15 protein-coding genes and 1 pseudogene are annotated in these 14,122 nt (G+C 36.9%); 2 read left to right on the forward strand and 14 right to left on the reverse strand.

Annotated elements, in window-relative coordinates; genetic code table 11:
- The 6 genes from larC to SLH51_RS06785 all read right to left on the reverse strand — a co-directional run.
- On the reverse strand, positions 1-303 hold a 303-nt coding region (gene larC / locus SLH51_RS06760; protein ID WP_335960141.1), incomplete at its 3' end, for a nickel insertion protein.
- The gene (larB, locus tag SLH51_RS06765) at positions 300-1,061 is read right to left on the reverse strand and encodes a nickel pincer cofactor biosynthesis protein LarB (protein WP_335960143.1); all 762 of its coding nucleotides are present in this window, start codon (positions 1,059-1,061) and stop codon (positions 300-302) included. The genes larC and larB, both read right to left, overlap by 4 nt.
- 167 nt (positions 1,062-1,228) lie before the next feature.
- Positions 1,229-2,029 carry an ATP-dependent sacrificial sulfur transferase LarE gene (gene larE / locus SLH51_RS06770; protein ID WP_335960145.1) on the reverse strand — a complete coding sequence of 267 codons (801 nt, stop codon included), beginning with the start codon at positions 2,027-2,029 and terminating at the stop codon, positions 1,229-1,231.
- Positions 2,030-2,129: 100 nt separating this feature from the next.
- Complete coding sequence (locus SLH51_RS06775) at positions 2,130-3,398, reverse strand: nickel pincer cofactor-dependent isomerase, group 22 (protein WP_335960148.1); 1,269 nt, start codon at positions 3,396-3,398, stop codon at positions 2,130-2,132.
- A 480-nt stretch (positions 3,399-3,878) separates the two neighbouring features.
- Positions 3,879-4,811 (reverse strand): LysM peptidoglycan-binding domain-containing protein, encoded by a 933-nt coding sequence (locus SLH51_RS06780; RefSeq protein WP_335960149.1) that lies wholly within the window; start codon positions 4,809-4,811, stop codon positions 3,879-3,881.
- A 239-nt stretch (positions 4,812-5,050) separates the two neighbouring features.
- Positions 5,051-5,884 carry a purine-nucleoside phosphorylase gene (locus tag SLH51_RS06785; RefSeq protein ID WP_335960150.1) on the reverse strand — a complete coding sequence of 278 codons (834 nt, stop codon included), beginning with the start codon at positions 5,882-5,884 and terminating at the stop codon, positions 5,051-5,053.
- Positions 5,885-6,199: 315 nt separating this feature from the next.
- On the opposite strand from SLH51_RS06785, the pseudogene SLH51_RS06790 reads away from it, so the two are divergent.
- Together SLH51_RS06790 and SLH51_RS06795 are read left to right on the forward strand one after the other, a co-directional pair.
- Positions 6,200-6,555, forward strand: a pseudogene (locus SLH51_RS06790) (SDR family oxidoreductase).
- On the forward strand, positions 6,504-6,734 hold the full coding sequence (locus SLH51_RS06795; RefSeq protein ID WP_335960325.1) for an SDR family NAD(P)-dependent oxidoreductase: 231 nt from the start codon (positions 6,504-6,506) through the stop codon (positions 6,732-6,734). Before SLH51_RS06790 ends, SLH51_RS06795 begins: the two are co-directional and overlap by 52 nt.
- A gap of 6 nt (positions 6,735-6,740) precedes the next feature.
- Here SLH51_RS06795 and SLH51_RS06800 read toward each other — a convergent pair whose 3' ends face one another.
- The 8 genes from SLH51_RS06800 to SLH51_RS06835 all read right to left on the reverse strand — a co-directional run bounded on the left by SLH51_RS06800 (position 6,741) and on the right by SLH51_RS06835 (position 13,768).
- Positions 6,741-7,472 (reverse strand): GntR family transcriptional regulator, encoded by a 732-nt coding sequence (locus tag SLH51_RS06800; protein ID WP_335960151.1) that lies wholly within the window; start codon positions 7,470-7,472, stop codon positions 6,741-6,743.
- Positions 7,473-7,667: 195 nt separating this feature from the next.
- Entirely contained in the window at positions 7,668-8,066 is a 399-nt protein-coding gene (locus tag SLH51_RS06805) for a cytidine deaminase (protein ID WP_335960152.1), read from the reverse strand.
- A 16-nt stretch (positions 8,067-8,082) separates the two neighbouring features.
- Positions 8,083-8,904 (reverse strand): purine-nucleoside phosphorylase, encoded by an 822-nt coding sequence (locus SLH51_RS06810; protein ID WP_335960153.1) that lies wholly within the window; start codon positions 8,902-8,904, stop codon positions 8,083-8,085.
- A gap of 24 nt (positions 8,905-8,928) precedes the next feature.
- Entirely contained in the window at positions 8,929-10,104 is a 1,176-nt protein-coding gene (gene deoB, locus SLH51_RS06815) for a phosphopentomutase (RefSeq protein WP_335960155.1), read from the reverse strand.
- Positions 10,105-10,182: 78 nt separating this feature from the next.
- Complete coding sequence (locus SLH51_RS06820) at positions 10,183-10,344, reverse strand: XapX domain-containing protein (RefSeq protein WP_335960156.1); 162 nt, start codon at positions 10,342-10,344, stop codon at positions 10,183-10,185.
- Between the two features lie 31 nt (positions 10,345-10,375).
- Positions 10,376-11,047, reverse strand: coding sequence for a deoxyribose-phosphate aldolase (deoC, locus tag SLH51_RS06825; RefSeq protein ID WP_335960157.1), 672 nt, complete (start codon positions 11,045-11,047; stop codon positions 10,376-10,378).
- Positions 11,048-11,148: 101 nt separating this feature from the next.
- A complete protein-coding gene (locus SLH51_RS06830) occupies positions 11,149-12,453 on the reverse strand; it encodes a pyrimidine-nucleoside phosphorylase (protein ID WP_335960158.1) in 1,305 nt (434 codons plus the stop codon).
- Positions 12,454-12,553: 100 nt separating this feature from the next.
- Positions 12,554-13,768, reverse strand: coding sequence for a NupC/NupG family nucleoside CNT transporter (locus SLH51_RS06835; protein WP_335960160.1), 1,215 nt, complete (start codon positions 13,766-13,768; stop codon positions 12,554-12,556).
- Between the last annotated feature and the right edge of the window lie 354 nt (positions 13,769-14,122).

Below are 14,122 nucleotides of genomic sequence, written 5' to 3' on the forward strand. Positions count from 1 at the left end.
GTGATCATGACTGTGCTCGTGATCATGACTGTGCTCGTGATCATGACTGTGCTCGTGATCATGACTGTGCTCGTGATCATGACTGTGCTCGTGATGACCTTCATTTTTTAACAGCACATCAAATTTTGTACTTGTGATTCCATTTTTCACAACTTTATTCCAATTCAATTCATACTCTTCATTGATATGCAGCTTTTTTAATTCCTCTTCTAATTTAGCCGGATCTGCCCCCGCATCAATAAGAGCTCCAATCATCATATCGCCACTAATCCCTGAAAAACAATCTAAATAAAGAGTTCTCATTCACTCCCAGCCCCTTTTTGTGCTAACTGATAAATTAATGCAGCGTTGTATGCTCCACCGAATCCATTATCAATGTTGACAACACTAATTCCAGAGGCACATGAATTTAACATCGTAAGCAATGCTGATAAACCATGAAAATTAGCACCATAGCCAACGCTTGTCGGTACAGCAATGACCGGATGGGAAACAAGCCCCCCTATTACACTGGGAAGTGCTCCTTCCATTCCCGCTACTACAACCGAAACCGTTGCTTGTTGAATTTCTTCATAATGATCGAACAATCGATGAATGCCTGCCACACCTACATCATACATTCGTTGAACGTTGCAACCTAATGCCTCAGCTGTAATGGCTGCTTCCTCTGCTACTTTCAAATCAGAAGTCCCCGCACAAATGATATTAATGTACCCTTTGGAATCATTAGCTACTTCTATTGCTTCATTCTTCCATAACAGAATTTGTGCAATGTCATGATAAATAAATTCAGGACACTCTTGGATAACATGTTCTGCTTTAGCTTTTGAGATACGAGTAACTAACACATTGTTGTTTTTTTCTCTTAATGCTTTAATAATAGAAATGATTTGTTCAGCGGACTTTCCTTCTCCAAATACAATTTCTGAAAACCCTTGTCTCTTCTTACGATGGTGATCGACTTTAGCAAACCCTAAGTCTTCATATGTTGCTAGCTTTTGTTTTGCTTCAGCTACGCTCAAGTCACCTTTTTGGACTTGTCTTAAAATTTCTTCTAACATTCACAACACTCACTTTACTGAATTAATTGATTACTATTTTTTGTTTGATTTGGTAGAAGAATATAAACACGTAGACAAATCATCAGCCTATTTCTCGTACTTTTCATACACGTCCAGATTCAGTTTAACAACAGCTGTCCAGGTTGCACTGTGATAACGACGTCCCTTTATATTAAAATCTTATTCATGCTGCCGCTTTTATAACCAATTAAATCTAGTGTGACATATTGATATCCGTACGTGTTTAGTTCTTCCGATATCGAATCATGATTCTCGAGGACAATTTTCATATCATTTGGTTCGACTTCGATTCTTGCCACTTCCTGATGTGTCCGAACTCGCACTTGTCGAATATTAAGAGTCTTTAGATACGCTTCTGCTTTCTCTACTTTTGTAAGCTTTTCTTTTGTAATTTTCTCACCATATGCAATTCTAGAAGATAAACATGCAAATGACGGCTTATCCCACGTAGGTAAATCAAATTGCTTAGAAAGATCTCTAATTTCCTCTTTGAATAAATTCGCTTCTTGCAAAGGACCACGAACGCCTCTTTCCTTCGCTGCCCTCATTCCAGGCCGATGTTCATTCAAATCATCTGCAATAACGCCATAAACGACATTTCCGAACCCTTTTTCCTCCATTATTGGTATTAAAAGTTCGAATAAACTATTTTTACAGAAATAACACCGGTTTTTATCGTTCTCTGTATAGCCTGGAATAGCTAATTCAGACGTTTCAATCACTTCGTGTTTTACTCCGATTTTCTTTGCTAGTTCTTTCGCTTCTAATAGCTCACTAGAAGGATATGTCTCAGAATCGGCTGTAACAGCTAATACGTGATCTCTACCTAATGTTTCAACAGCTACTTTTAATAAAAATGTACTATCCACTCCTCCAGAAAAAGCTACAACAACAGACTTCATTTCTTGGAGAATTGATGTTAACTTTTGATATTTTTTGTTCGTCATGGGCCTCTCCCTTCTAAAAAACATAGCTTGTCCTTCTTTAGTTAACTTCTATGTGTGTTTTAAATGCTCTCTATGCTAGATTTCTAGGTTATAAATAACGTTACGCCAAATTTCCATTCTCATTAAAATATGGCTCAAAAAGATCTGAGCACTGCTCCATTTGTGGATGTTGCGCTATTTGTTCAAGTAATGCTTCTGAAACTTCTATTTCACCTATTTCTAATGTGTTCTTTATACGAACCATTTTCACTTTTGAAAAATCTAAAATATTACACGTTTTAATTGCTGCTTGAATGGCTTCTTTATCATTTGCCAACGTTGTTGCAATTTTTGTTGGCGCTACAACCGTTGAGGTTAAACCGTTTGCATAAGTAAATTCCAGGTTCATTTTATCTACAAGTCGTTGAGTCGTAAAATCTGCCGTTCCAACACCATTGGCATTCCCTTCTGTTTCAGGCGTTAAATCGAGGACAACCATCTTATTAACATCTGGTCCACCGTGAGCATATGGTGTTGGATAACGTCCTGTAATATTAGGATCCATGCCATCGCCACTTATGTTTTTTCCGATCTCGTCAATAACGAGAACATCCAATTGGTCAAAGAATAATTTTGGTAATAATTTCTTTGCGAGCGCTTGCAATTCTGGTTCTTTTACTTCGATCTCTTCCGCTGCAAGTACTTCTATTCTTGAAACTTTATCAAATGCATTTTCTAGAGTCGCTACACCAAAGAGAATCGGTGTTTTTTCCATCATCATTTTCGCCATCGCAGGTACATTTTCTGCCATATACTTAAATCCTAATTGATGACAGGCTTCTGCCCCTTTTTGCTTGCCGAGCCCGATGCTAATCATCTTCATAATGCCACTTTCCACCGGCCCGCGAAAGGCAGTATGAGGTTTGATCCGGTTAATAACTACAATTCCATCTGCAAGTGATGCGTATTTATCAATATATACGGGTAGACCATTAGGTAACTCTCCAAGCTTCAACACTTCCATAGAAGAGCGTATCTCTGCTTTCACTCTTTCTTCTGTCACCCCAAGATGCGCTAATACTTCCCTCTGACCTTCAGCCGTAGCACCTCCATGACTCCCCATACTCGGTACAATAAAAGGTTTCGCTCCCATGTCTTTTAACTGTTGTACGGTTAAAGCTGTAATCTCTGCAAGACGATCCATCCCCCGACTTCCTACTGCAATAGCAATTTCCATCCCGGGCTTTATTTTTTGGACAATGTGCTGATGTTGCAACTTTTCGTCTAAGGCTTTGTCAATATTTTCAATTTTCTGATCATCAAAATGCAGCTTAACCTTTGCCATCTTAGGTAACGGAATATCCTTTAATAAATCTTGAAGAATACCCATGGGCTTCATTCACTCCTTTTTTCTAGCTTTTTGTGAAATAGTTTCCCGCATGATTGTAGCCAATTTTCTGAATCATGTTATTAAGAATCCATTCATTAGTGATACTTTCCCTTCTTCTATCCACTCATTATTAGGTGGAAGTAATTATGACGTATAAACGCGAGAAGACTTCTAGAATCTATTAACTTGCAATAAAATGACTAAGGATACCTAAATTTTTCTACTAGTTAATCATTCTATCAATATGGTCATTATACCACCATGTAGAATTAAATTGAACATTTGCTAGGATTCCCTAATAGTCAAAATTTTCCGTCATCCAAACTAACAACATTAGTGTCACATGGGTTTAAATTACAAAGCACAGTTTATGATAATGTTCTCATTTGATCTAGCGCAATAAGAAACGCGTTTTTGTCTACCAATCTAAAAAAGTCCTTCTGACGTAGTAACGCCAATAGGACTTTTAAACGTGAGAAATTAAAACCTAATCGTTTGAAGCTGATTTAACAAGCTTGGGGTAATATCTTCTGCTTCTTCTTTATCAAGCAAATGAAGGGTGAACACTACATAGTGACCGTTGATTTTCTTAATAACGACGCTTTGTCGAACGTCTGAATTTGCACTTGCCAGATATAAATCAGTTCCTTTGTAAAAAGGGTGTAGGTGTTGTAAACGTGTTACTTCATTAATAGGACCTGTTACTTTTAAATATTGTTCTGCCGTTTTCTTTAAGTCCGTTAAATTTGCCCGGCTGTCAGCAACCTCTACCCTTACAAAAAAACCGGGATCTCTATTCGCGAACAATTGATATTTCCTTGGTTCTTCCTCAACAAATTGATAACCATTTTGAACGGTCATTTTTATATCCATGTTATCAGCAGCCGTGATTTTCGTTACTGCGAGTTTTTTTCCTGGAAAAATTAAATTTGTCTGTACGTTGTTCATTTCTTTTAGTTCATCAATAGTCATCTTATACATTCTTGAAATGCTATAGAGCGTATCTCCTTTTTTCACTTCATAGTGCATAGCATTTGCATCCTGTACATGCAGTTTCTGACCTGGGAAAATAAGATTACTCGTTAGGTTGTTCATTTCTTTTAGTTCATCGACCGTCATCTTGTAAGTTCTTGAAATGCTGTAAAGTGTATCTCCTTTTTTTACAGAATACGAAACAATGACTCCATCTTTTAATTGTAGGTTTTGACCTGGAAAAATAAGATTACTTGTTAGATTGTTTATTTGTTTTAATTCATCAACCGTCATCTTATTCTCTAACGCAATCCGATATAACGTATCGCCGCTTTTTACCTCATATGTCGATGCAGCAGCACCTTGAGCAAACCCGAGCATCGCGGTTAGTCCGACTGATAATGCCACCATTTTAATTCCGTTCTTTTTACCATTAAACATTTACATGCACCTCTTCTTAGTTAGTAAATTCTAGTTGTTTTATATATGTAACGAAGAGCGATGCAAGTAAGTTACGGCTTGAACAAGCCCAAATTCGTATAAAGATCCCCCGCGCTATTAAGAGGCCATTGAAGCAGTCATACCAAGGCGCAATCCATATGTAAGTAACACCCCCAAACAAAAAGAGACGCAATAGAATATACGCGTCCCGAAAATAGATATACTATTCTAGTAATAAATTATTCAGTACGTTTCTCCTGATCATATAAAGATAAAATTTCTTTAACAAAGATTAAGAAGTTATCTTTTACTTTCTCAGTCGTCTCGATTACTTCATCATGAGTGAGTGGTTGATCTAAGATACCTGCAGCCATATTTGAGATACATGAAATTCCAAGGACTTTGATTTCGGCATGACGTGCAATAATAACTTCAGGAACTGTAGACATCCCAACTGCATCTCCACCTATTTGACGTAACATCCTAACTTCAGCAGGTGTCTCATACGATGGACCTGAATTCCAAACATAAACACCTTCTTTCAAAGCAATGTCCAATCTCTCTGCTGCTCTTTTGGCTATTGATTGAAGATCACCATCATAAGCTGTTGACATATCAGGAAAGCGTACTCCTAATTCAGTGTCATTTGGTCCAATTAACGGATTTTGACCAGCATTATTAATATGATCCGTAATTAACATCAAATCTCCTGGTTCTAGGTTTGTATTAACTCCTCCTGCTGCGTTCGTAACAATTAATGCATCGATCCCTAACTCTTTCATTACTCGTATTGGAAATGTCACCTTGTCCAACGTATACCCTTCATAAAAATGAAATCTACCTTGCATCGCAATTACATTTAAGCCCTCGAGAGTTCCACAAACTAACTGACCAGCATGACCTTCTACAGTAGAAGTCGGGAAACCTGGTATATCACTATAAGAAATTTGCACTGGGTCCTTAATCTCATCTGCAAGTACCCCTAATCCTGAACCAAGAATCAAACCTACTTTAGGAGTTTTCAATAGAATCCTATTAATGTACCTAGCAGCTTGTTCAATTTGTACCTTCATTCATTTTATCCCCTTTACCCTAATATGACAAAAAGCATTAAAACATTTCATAATATATAAAGTTCCTTTTAAATGAATTACTTTATATATTATTTTTGATGTAAGACGTCCAACAACTACTATTATAAATTATTTTAACTAAATGTAAACCTTTTCTTTACTTTTTTAAAGGAGTCGATGATAAAAGGAAAAGAATCCTATTACAGGAGCCGGATCAGGTCTTGGAAAAGAGTTAGCCCTTTCATATTGTCATTAGGGGCATAACGTCATCCACTAGGAAGAACAAGATCCAAACTAGAAATAGTAAAAAATGAAATTCAACAATCAAGAGGTAAAGTAGAAGTAGCTATTTGTAATATTTCAATAGAAGTGGATGTACAAAAAAAAGTCGATGAATTACTTACAGAACGGAACATTGACTTGTTAATTAACAATGCAGATGTTGATTACTTTGGTCCATTACAAAATTATCAACTACCTCAAATCAATGAAATGATAGATACGAATTTAAAGGAACGATCTATTTATCAAAAACCCTCCTACCCCATTTTTTAAAACAAAATAGAGGAAAAATTATGAATATCATTTCAACAGCTGGACAAAAAGGAAAAGTAAATGAATCCGTTATGTCGCCAGTAAATTTGCGATCCGTGGTTTCACAGAAAGCTTAGTAAAAGGATTGGAACAAACCCCTATTATTGTCACAGCTGTTTATATGGGTGGAATGGATACTCCATTTTGGAAACATACAAATCATATAAAAGATCAATCCCGCCTTAAAAAACCGAAAGAATTAGCAAAATTTATTCTTGAAAACGATCGTAATCAATATGAGATTTATATAAATTAATATGTATTAGAACTTAACGCGTTTCCTAAAAACACTAAACCTGAATTTATCTGCTCTAAAGAAATTTATCGAATATAAAACCGGCTTTTCATGTAAATCATAATGTGTCTGCTTCAATACTAATAACGGAGATTCCTTTTCGCATTGTAAAATTTTTGAAATTTCTTCATGATAGCCTATCGTTTCTATAAAAGCAGTTGCATAACTAATCGTTACAGCTGCTTTCTCATCCATAAAATCAAATAATGACTCGTTTTCAAATACGGAATCTTTAGGAATTAAATGCTCAGGAATTTTATCAATACAATATACCATTGGCTCACTATCAGCAGTTCGAATTCGTTTCACAAGAAATACTGACTCTTGGTCATCCAGTCTTAATTCACTTTTGTCCTCTTCAATTGGATCGGTATAACCAGAGAATAAAAGACGTGTACCTGGAGTTTTCCCTTCCACTTTTATCATATCTGTAATACTTATTAACTCCTCAATACCACTCGAAAAAATCGGCTTTCTATTAATAAATGTTCCTATTCCATGCTTCCTAATTACAATCCCTTCCTCTTCTAAAATTCGAAGTGCTTCTCTTAATGTTGTGCGGCTAACTCCTAAGTCTTTTGCCAATTTATTTTCAGAAGGTAACTTTTCACCCGGCTCTAATATACCACTTTCAATATCTTTCTTAATCTTTTCAATAATTAAGAGATATCTCGACCTTTGATATCCATCTAAAGACATTCCTCTACCTCCAAAAAAAATTATATTATTACAGTTTAAATTTTACAGTGTTGTCCAACAACAATCAAGGCACAGTAACTACCCGAATCTATCTAAAAAGAAAACGAATCATAGGTTAGCCAAGCAACCTTACCGAAAGACTTCACAATAAAAACACCTCACGGAAATTTCCCAATCCAAGAGGTGTTAAGATCATTATTTATTTAAATCTTCTGAAGAAAATGCACCGGGTAACAGGTCATGTCCCGTTATTTCATGTTTGTCTCCATTAAGATTAGAAAGAATGACTTTCATATCTGAACTACATAATTCCGATATTACTTGCCTACACGCCCCGCATGGAGGGACTGGTCTAGATGTATCAGCAACAACAGCTAGCATCGTAAACTCTTTTTCACCTGCAGAATAGGCGCTAAATAAAGCAGTACGCTCTGCACAATTACACATGCTATAGGCAGCATTTTCAATGTTACAGCCATGAATGACTTTTCCGTCCTTTGTTAATAATGCTGCCCCTACTTTAAATTGTGAGTAAGGTGCATACGCCTTTTCTCTTGCCTTAATCGCTTCTTCCACTAGTTTCATTTTATCCATACTGGAGACCCCCCTATTAAAGTATTGATACAACCTCTTTAACTAAGCGCATAAATTGAGGCTTTGTTCGATTCGCCACTTCTACAACTTGATCATGTGTAAGTGGTTCTAAGTCTTCACCGATTGCCATATCCGTTATACACGAAATACCAATAACTTTCATTTCCATATGGCTAGCGACTGTGACTTCAGGTACTGTTGACATCCCTACAGCATCTCCACCAACTAGTCGTAACATCTTAAGCTCGGCAGGTGTCATATACGTTGGACCAGTAATGCCTGCATATACTCCCTTTTGAATAGGAATATCCAGTTTATTAGCCGTTTCTTCAACAAATGAAACCAACTCGGTTGAATAGGCGTCACTCATATCTGGAAAGCGTGGTCCTAGTTCTTTTTCATTTGGACCAATTAACGGATTAACACCTGTCATATTTAAATGGTCTTCAATAATCATTAAATCACCAGGCTTAAACGATGAATTCATTCCACCACATGCATTTGTCACAACGACTAGTTCTACACCGAGCTGTTTCATTACTCGTACAGGAAAAGTTACCTCTTGCATTGAATACCCTTCGTAGTAATGGAATCGACCTTGCATGGCTACAATTTGCTTACCGTGTAATTGACCAATTACTAACTGTCCAGCATGTCCCTCAACTGTAGATACAGGAAAGTGTGGAATCTCCGTATATTTTATTTTCGTTGGATTTTCAATTTCATCTGCTAGCTCGCCAAGACCCGAACCAAGGATTAAACCGATTGTCGGTTGCTCTGTAAGTAAGTTATAAATAAAGCTAGCCGACTCTTGTATTTTCCCAAGTAGATTTTCCATTTATCATTTCTCCTTTTGTAGAGACTATAGTTTATCCAAAAAGCTTTTGCCGTACTGTGGCATGTTCACATGAAAGTTTTCAGCAATCGTTGCCCCTATATCGGCAAATGTTTGTCTTATACCTAAATCAGTTGATTGTTTTTGACTTGTACAATACACAAGTAGTGGCACGTATTCACGTGTGTGATCTGTACCATGATGAGTAGGATCATTGCCATGATCTGCAGTAATGATTAATAAGTCATTCTCTTGCAACCTTTCAAATACTTCTGGTAAGCGAGCATCAAATTCTTCTAACGCTTTTCCATAGCCTATTGGATCTCTACGATGGCCATAATTGGCATCAAAATCAACAAGGTTCACAAAGCTTAATCCCGTAAACTCCATATCCATTGATTGAAGGAACTTATCCATTCCATCCATATTAGATTTAGTTCGTACTGTATTAGTTACTCCTTCCCCATCATAAATATCAGAGATTTTTCCAATTGCAATCGAACTGAACCCTTCGTCCTTTAATTCATTCATCACAGTTCTTCCAAATGGCTTTAACGCATAATCATGACGATTTGCTGTTCTCACCCAAGATCCTGGTTGCCCAATAAAAGGACGCGCAATCACTCGACCAACCATGTATTTCTCATTTAACGTTAAATCTCTAGCTATTTCACAAATATGATAAAGCTCCTCTAAAGGAACAACCTCCTCATGTGCAGCAATTTGTAAAACAGAGTCAGCTGAAGTATAGACAATTAAGTCTCCAGTGTTGTAATGGTGTTCGCCTAACTCATCCAGAATACCAGTACCCGATGCTGGTTTATTTCCAATTACTTTTCTACCAGTTTTATTTTCCAATGTTTCAATTAGCTCTGGTGGAAATCCATCAGGGAATGTTCGAAACGGTTGCTCAATGTTAAGGCCCATAATTTCCCAATGACCAGTCATTGTATCTTTTCCAATAGAAGCTTCTTGCATTTTCCCATAATGACCAAGAGGCTGATCCACCTTTTCGATGCCCTTTATTTCACGAATATGACTTAAGCCGAGTTTAGCGATATTAGGCATATGTAATCCACCCATTTTTTCTGCGATATGCCCTAATGTATCGGCCCCTATATCATTAAATTGCCTTGCATCCTGTGCCGCGCCTATTCCTACAGAGTCCATCACAATTAAAAACACTCTTTTAAACTGTTTCATGATATGATCTCCTTTCTTTAAATTTTTCAAAAACATCATGACTTGTCGGAGGTCCAACATCTTTTTCTAAAAAAAATATTATAGTTTAAATACACTACTCGCGATCATTCCACCTAGGTAAACTCCAAAAATACCTAAAATTCCTGCCAATACTGGTGGAGCTGGTAGCGGAAGACGTAGAAATTTAAACGTAACACCTATAATAATTCCTGCTAACACACTTAATAATAATTCTTTCATAACATTTCTCTCCTCTAATCTAATTTTTCATTTAATAGCTAGTACTTGATGTTTCCCCTTTTACAATCGACACACCTGAGCTTGCACCAATTCTAGTTGCACCTGCCTCGACCATCTTTTGAACATCTTCGCTATTTCGAATTCCTCCAGAAGCTTTCACGCCGATTGACGGCCCAACAGTTTCACTCATTAATCTAATATCCTCTACAGTTGCTCCACCTGTTGAAAAGCCTGTTGATGTTTTTACATAACTAGCTCCAGCTTGAACAGCTAACTGACAAGCACGGACTTTTTCTTCTTCCGTTAACAAGCATGTTTCGATAATGACTTTTACAAGTGCTTTCTCATTTGCTGCATGAACAACCGCTTCAATATCTTTTTTTACTAATTCATTATCTTTATTTTTCAATGCACCAATATTAATAACCATATCAATTTCTGTTGCACCATTTTCGATTGCGTCTTCTGTTTCGAATCTCTTCACCTTTGAAGTTGAAGCACCTAATGGAAAACCTATTACCGTACAAACTTTAACGTTTGTCTCTTTTAAAACTTCATAAGCTGCGCTTACCCAAGTTGGATTCACACAAACCGAAGCAAATTGATAAACTTTTGCTTCTGCTGCTAATTTAATAATATCTTTTTCTGTTGCAGACCCTTTCAATAATGTATGATCAATGATGTTGGCAATAGTTGCAGTCATCTTTTTCACCCTTTTATGTTTTATTTATTTAGTAAATTATAGTCGTTGGACATCTGACATCTATCATATCAATAAGTGACCTATTTTAATAGGTCTTTTTATTAATTATTTATTTCATCATAGATCAGCGAAATAGAATCAACCGGATCTTGTGAAACCTTATAAGAATGATAAATTCTTTCTATTACATCATGTACATCTTCCCGATTACTATGAATGGTTACAAGCGATTCACCTTTTTCAACTCTTTCACCAATTTTCTTATTAAGAACAAGTCCAACCGCCAAATCAATTTTAGAATCTTTCGTAGCCCTACCTGCCCCAAGAATCATTGCAGCAGTCCCCACTTTATCTGAGACAATTTCAGAAACAAAGCCAGTTTCTTTAGCATTGACCTCGAAGGTATACGATGCAGAAGGTAACTTATCTGGAGTATCAACGATTGAAGGATCGCCACCTTGTGCTGATATAAAGGTTTTAAATGTCTCAAGCGCTTGCCCATTCGTGATTACTTCTTCTAGCATCTTCCTCGCTTCTACTTTCGTCTCTGCTTTTTCAGCAAGATAAACCATTTGACTCCCTAACACTAAGCATAGCTCAAGGAGATCATTAGGTCCTTTTCCTTTTAACGTATCAATAGCTTCTCTCACTTCGAGTGAATTACCAATCGCACATCCTAACGGTTGACTCATGTCCGATATGACAGCTATTGTTTGACGTCCAACCTCATTTCCGATTTCAACCATCGCTTTTGCTAAAGCTTTTGCTCCCTCTAAGTCTTTCATAAAAGCACCGCTACCCGTTTTTACATCAAGAACGATAGCATCAGCACCTGATGCTATCTTTTTACTCATGATCGAACTAGCAATAAGAGGTATTGACTCGACAGTGGCCGTTACATCTCTTAGACCATATAACTTTTTATCAGCTGGAGTCAGATTGCCACTTTGTCCGACGACAGCGACTTTATTACTGTTTACAAGTTTATTAAACTCTTCATTATCAATTTCCACATTAAATCCGGCAATCGCTTCAAGCTTATCGATTGTTCCACCTGTATGACCTAACCCTCGGCCCGACATTTTAGCAACCGGAACTCCTACAGCAGCAACTAGCGGAGCTAATACAAGGGTTGTTGTATCACCTACTCCTCCTGTACTATGCTTATCAACTTTTATACCATCGATGGCCGATAAATCAATCTGATCTCCAGATTCAACCATTGCCATTGTCAGATAAGCGCTCTCAGGTTGGGTCATTCCTTTGAAGAACACTGCCATTGCAAATGCTGAAATTTGATATTCAGGGATATCACCATTTGTATAGCCTTCAATCATAAATTGGATTTCTTCATTCGTAAGCTCTTCACCATCACGTTTTTTTTCAATTAAGTCAACCATCCTCATAATTGATCATCCTTTATTAAATAGTATACTTATCTTTATAATAAAAGTTACCGACGTCAAACCTTCTTTAAACTGTCGGTAACCTCACTTTATGAATTAATTAAAATAACATACCGGCAATTGCTGCACTTAATAATGAAGCTAATGCACCAGCTAAAACTGCTCGAAGACCCAATCTTGCAATATCATTCCGGCGTTCTGGAGCAAGTCCACCAAGTCCACCAAGTAAAATCGCTAATGAGGAAATGTTCGCAAATCCACAAAGTGCGAAACTTACAACTGCAACTGTCTTATCTGATAACTCTGGAATTTCCGGTGCGAACGCTGCATATGCCACAAACTCGTTTAATACAAGCTTTTGACCGATAAAGCTCCCTGCTGCCATCGCTTCTGCCCAAGGCACACCGATAGCAAATGCAATTGGAGCAAAAAGTACACCAAGGATTGCTTCTAGAGATAAGCCTTCAAAGCCAAACCAACCACCTATACCGCCTAACATACCATTTATTAATGCTATTAATGCAATAAATGCAAGTAGCATCGCCCCTACATTAAGCGCTAGTTGTAGACCAACACCAGCTCCTCGTGCTGCTGCATCTATAACGTTCGTAGATTCTGTATCTTTTCCGATTTCAATTTCATCAGTCGTTTTTGATTGTTCTGTTTCAGGTATAATCATTTTGGCCATAACTAACCCTGCTGGAGCCGCCATGAAACTCGCAGCAAGTAAGTACTCTAATGGAACACCTAATAAAGAGTAACCTATCAACACTGATCCTGCTACAGAGGCAAGTCCACCAGTCATTACCGCAAACAACTCAGAGTTTGTCATTTTTTTAAGGTAAGGACGTACAACAAGCGGGGCTTCTGTTTGCCCTACAAAAATATTTGCAGCAGCTGACATTGATTCCGCCTTACTTGTCCCTAATATTTTTGAAAGTGCTCCTCCAAGTAATTTAATAACCCATTGCATAACACCAATGTAATATAGTACGGCAATTAATGAAGAAAAGAAGATAATAATTGTCAATACTTGAAAGGCAAAAACAAAGCCTACAGCTTCACCTTCCCACAACCCACCGAATAAAAAGTTAACACCTTCATTTGCATATCCAATGATGTCTGTCACCCGCATCGTTAACCAGTGGAGAGCCGCTCGTCCCATCTCCCATTTTAGAACGATAAATGCGAACATTATTTGGATAGTTAATCCACCTAAAATTGTTTGTAACTTGATTGCTTTTCTATTTGTAGAAAAAAGGTAAGCAATTGAAAAAACGATGATAATACCAAAAACACCCCATAAAAAGTTCATATCCTCAACCCTCTCTAAATTAATTAAAAATTTTTACAAAACCAAATCGAAAACGCTTTCTTTTTTATGTTTTTTTAGCGCTTTCAAAATGTAAAATAAAATCTATTTCTAAAACCAAGGTAAATCTTCTCACAATAGACTTGTATGATGTCCAACCTTTTAAAAGGATACAATCTTACAAGTCTGTTTGTAAAGCCATTTTCCCAATTTCCAAAATGCGCTTTTTCTTAACCTCATATTTTACTTCTCATAAGGTTAGATGTCCAACAACCTTATAGTTTTTCATTATAAATGGTTTAACTACATCCGTAAACAATTTCTTTAAAAGAAAATATTAACTTATTTGTTAAAGAG

Source organism: Halalkalibacter kiskunsagensis (assembly GCF_037027555.1).
GTDB lineage: Bacteria > Bacillota > Bacilli > Bacillales > Bacillaceae_D > Halalkalibacter > Halalkalibacter kiskunsagensis.

What these genes read in the sequence shown, in the direction of transcription:
- SLH51_RS06810 (WP_335960153.1), bottom strand. Translation starts at nt 8,904, where the DNA reads ATGGAAAATCTACTTGGGAAAATACAAGAGTCGGCTAGCTTTATTTAT.
- SLH51_RS06805 (WP_335960152.1), bottom strand. Translation starts at nt 8,066, where the DNA reads ATGGATAAAATGAAACTAGTGGAAGAAGCGATTAAGGCAAGAGAAAAG.
- SLH51_RS06785 (WP_335960150.1), bottom strand. Translation starts at nt 5,884, where the DNA reads ATGAAGGTACAAATTGAACAAGCTGCTAGGTACATTAATAGGATTCTA.
- deoB (WP_335960155.1), bottom strand. Translation starts at nt 10,104, where the DNA reads ATGAAACAGTTTAAAAGAGTGTTTTTAATTGTGATGGACTCTGTAGGA.
- deoC (WP_335960157.1), bottom strand. Translation starts at nt 11,047, where the DNA reads ATGACTGCAACTATTGCCAACATCATTGATCATACATTATTGAAAGGG.
- SLH51_RS06780 (WP_335960149.1), bottom strand. Translation starts at nt 4,811, where the DNA reads ATGTTTAATGGTAAAAAGAACGGAATTAAAATGGTGGCATTATCAGTC.
- SLH51_RS06800 (WP_335960151.1), bottom strand. Translation starts at nt 7,472, where the DNA reads ATGTCTTTAGATGGATATCAAAGGTCGAGATATCTCTTAATTATTGAA.
- SLH51_RS06820 (WP_335960156.1), bottom strand. Translation starts at nt 10,344, where the DNA reads ATGAAAGAATTATTATTAAGTGTGTTAGCAGGAATTATTATAGGTGTT.
- SLH51_RS06830 (WP_335960158.1), bottom strand. Translation starts at nt 12,453, where the DNA reads ATGAGGATGGTTGACTTAATTGAAAAAAAACGTGATGGTGAAGAGCTT.
- larB (WP_335960143.1), bottom strand. Translation starts at nt 1,061, where the DNA reads ATGTTAGAAGAAATTTTAAGACAAGTCCAAAAAGGTGACTTGAGCGTA.
- SLH51_RS06835 (WP_335960160.1), bottom strand. Translation starts at nt 13,768, where the DNA reads ATGAACTTTTTATGGGGTGTTTTTGGTATTATCATCGTTTTTTCAATT.
- larE (WP_335960145.1), bottom strand. Translation starts at nt 2,029, where the DNA reads ATGACGAACAAAAAATATCAAAAGTTAACATCAATTCTCCAAGAAATG.
- SLH51_RS06775 (WP_335960148.1), bottom strand. Translation starts at nt 3,398, where the DNA reads ATGGGTATTCTTCAAGATTTATTAAAGGATATTCCGTTACCTAAGATG.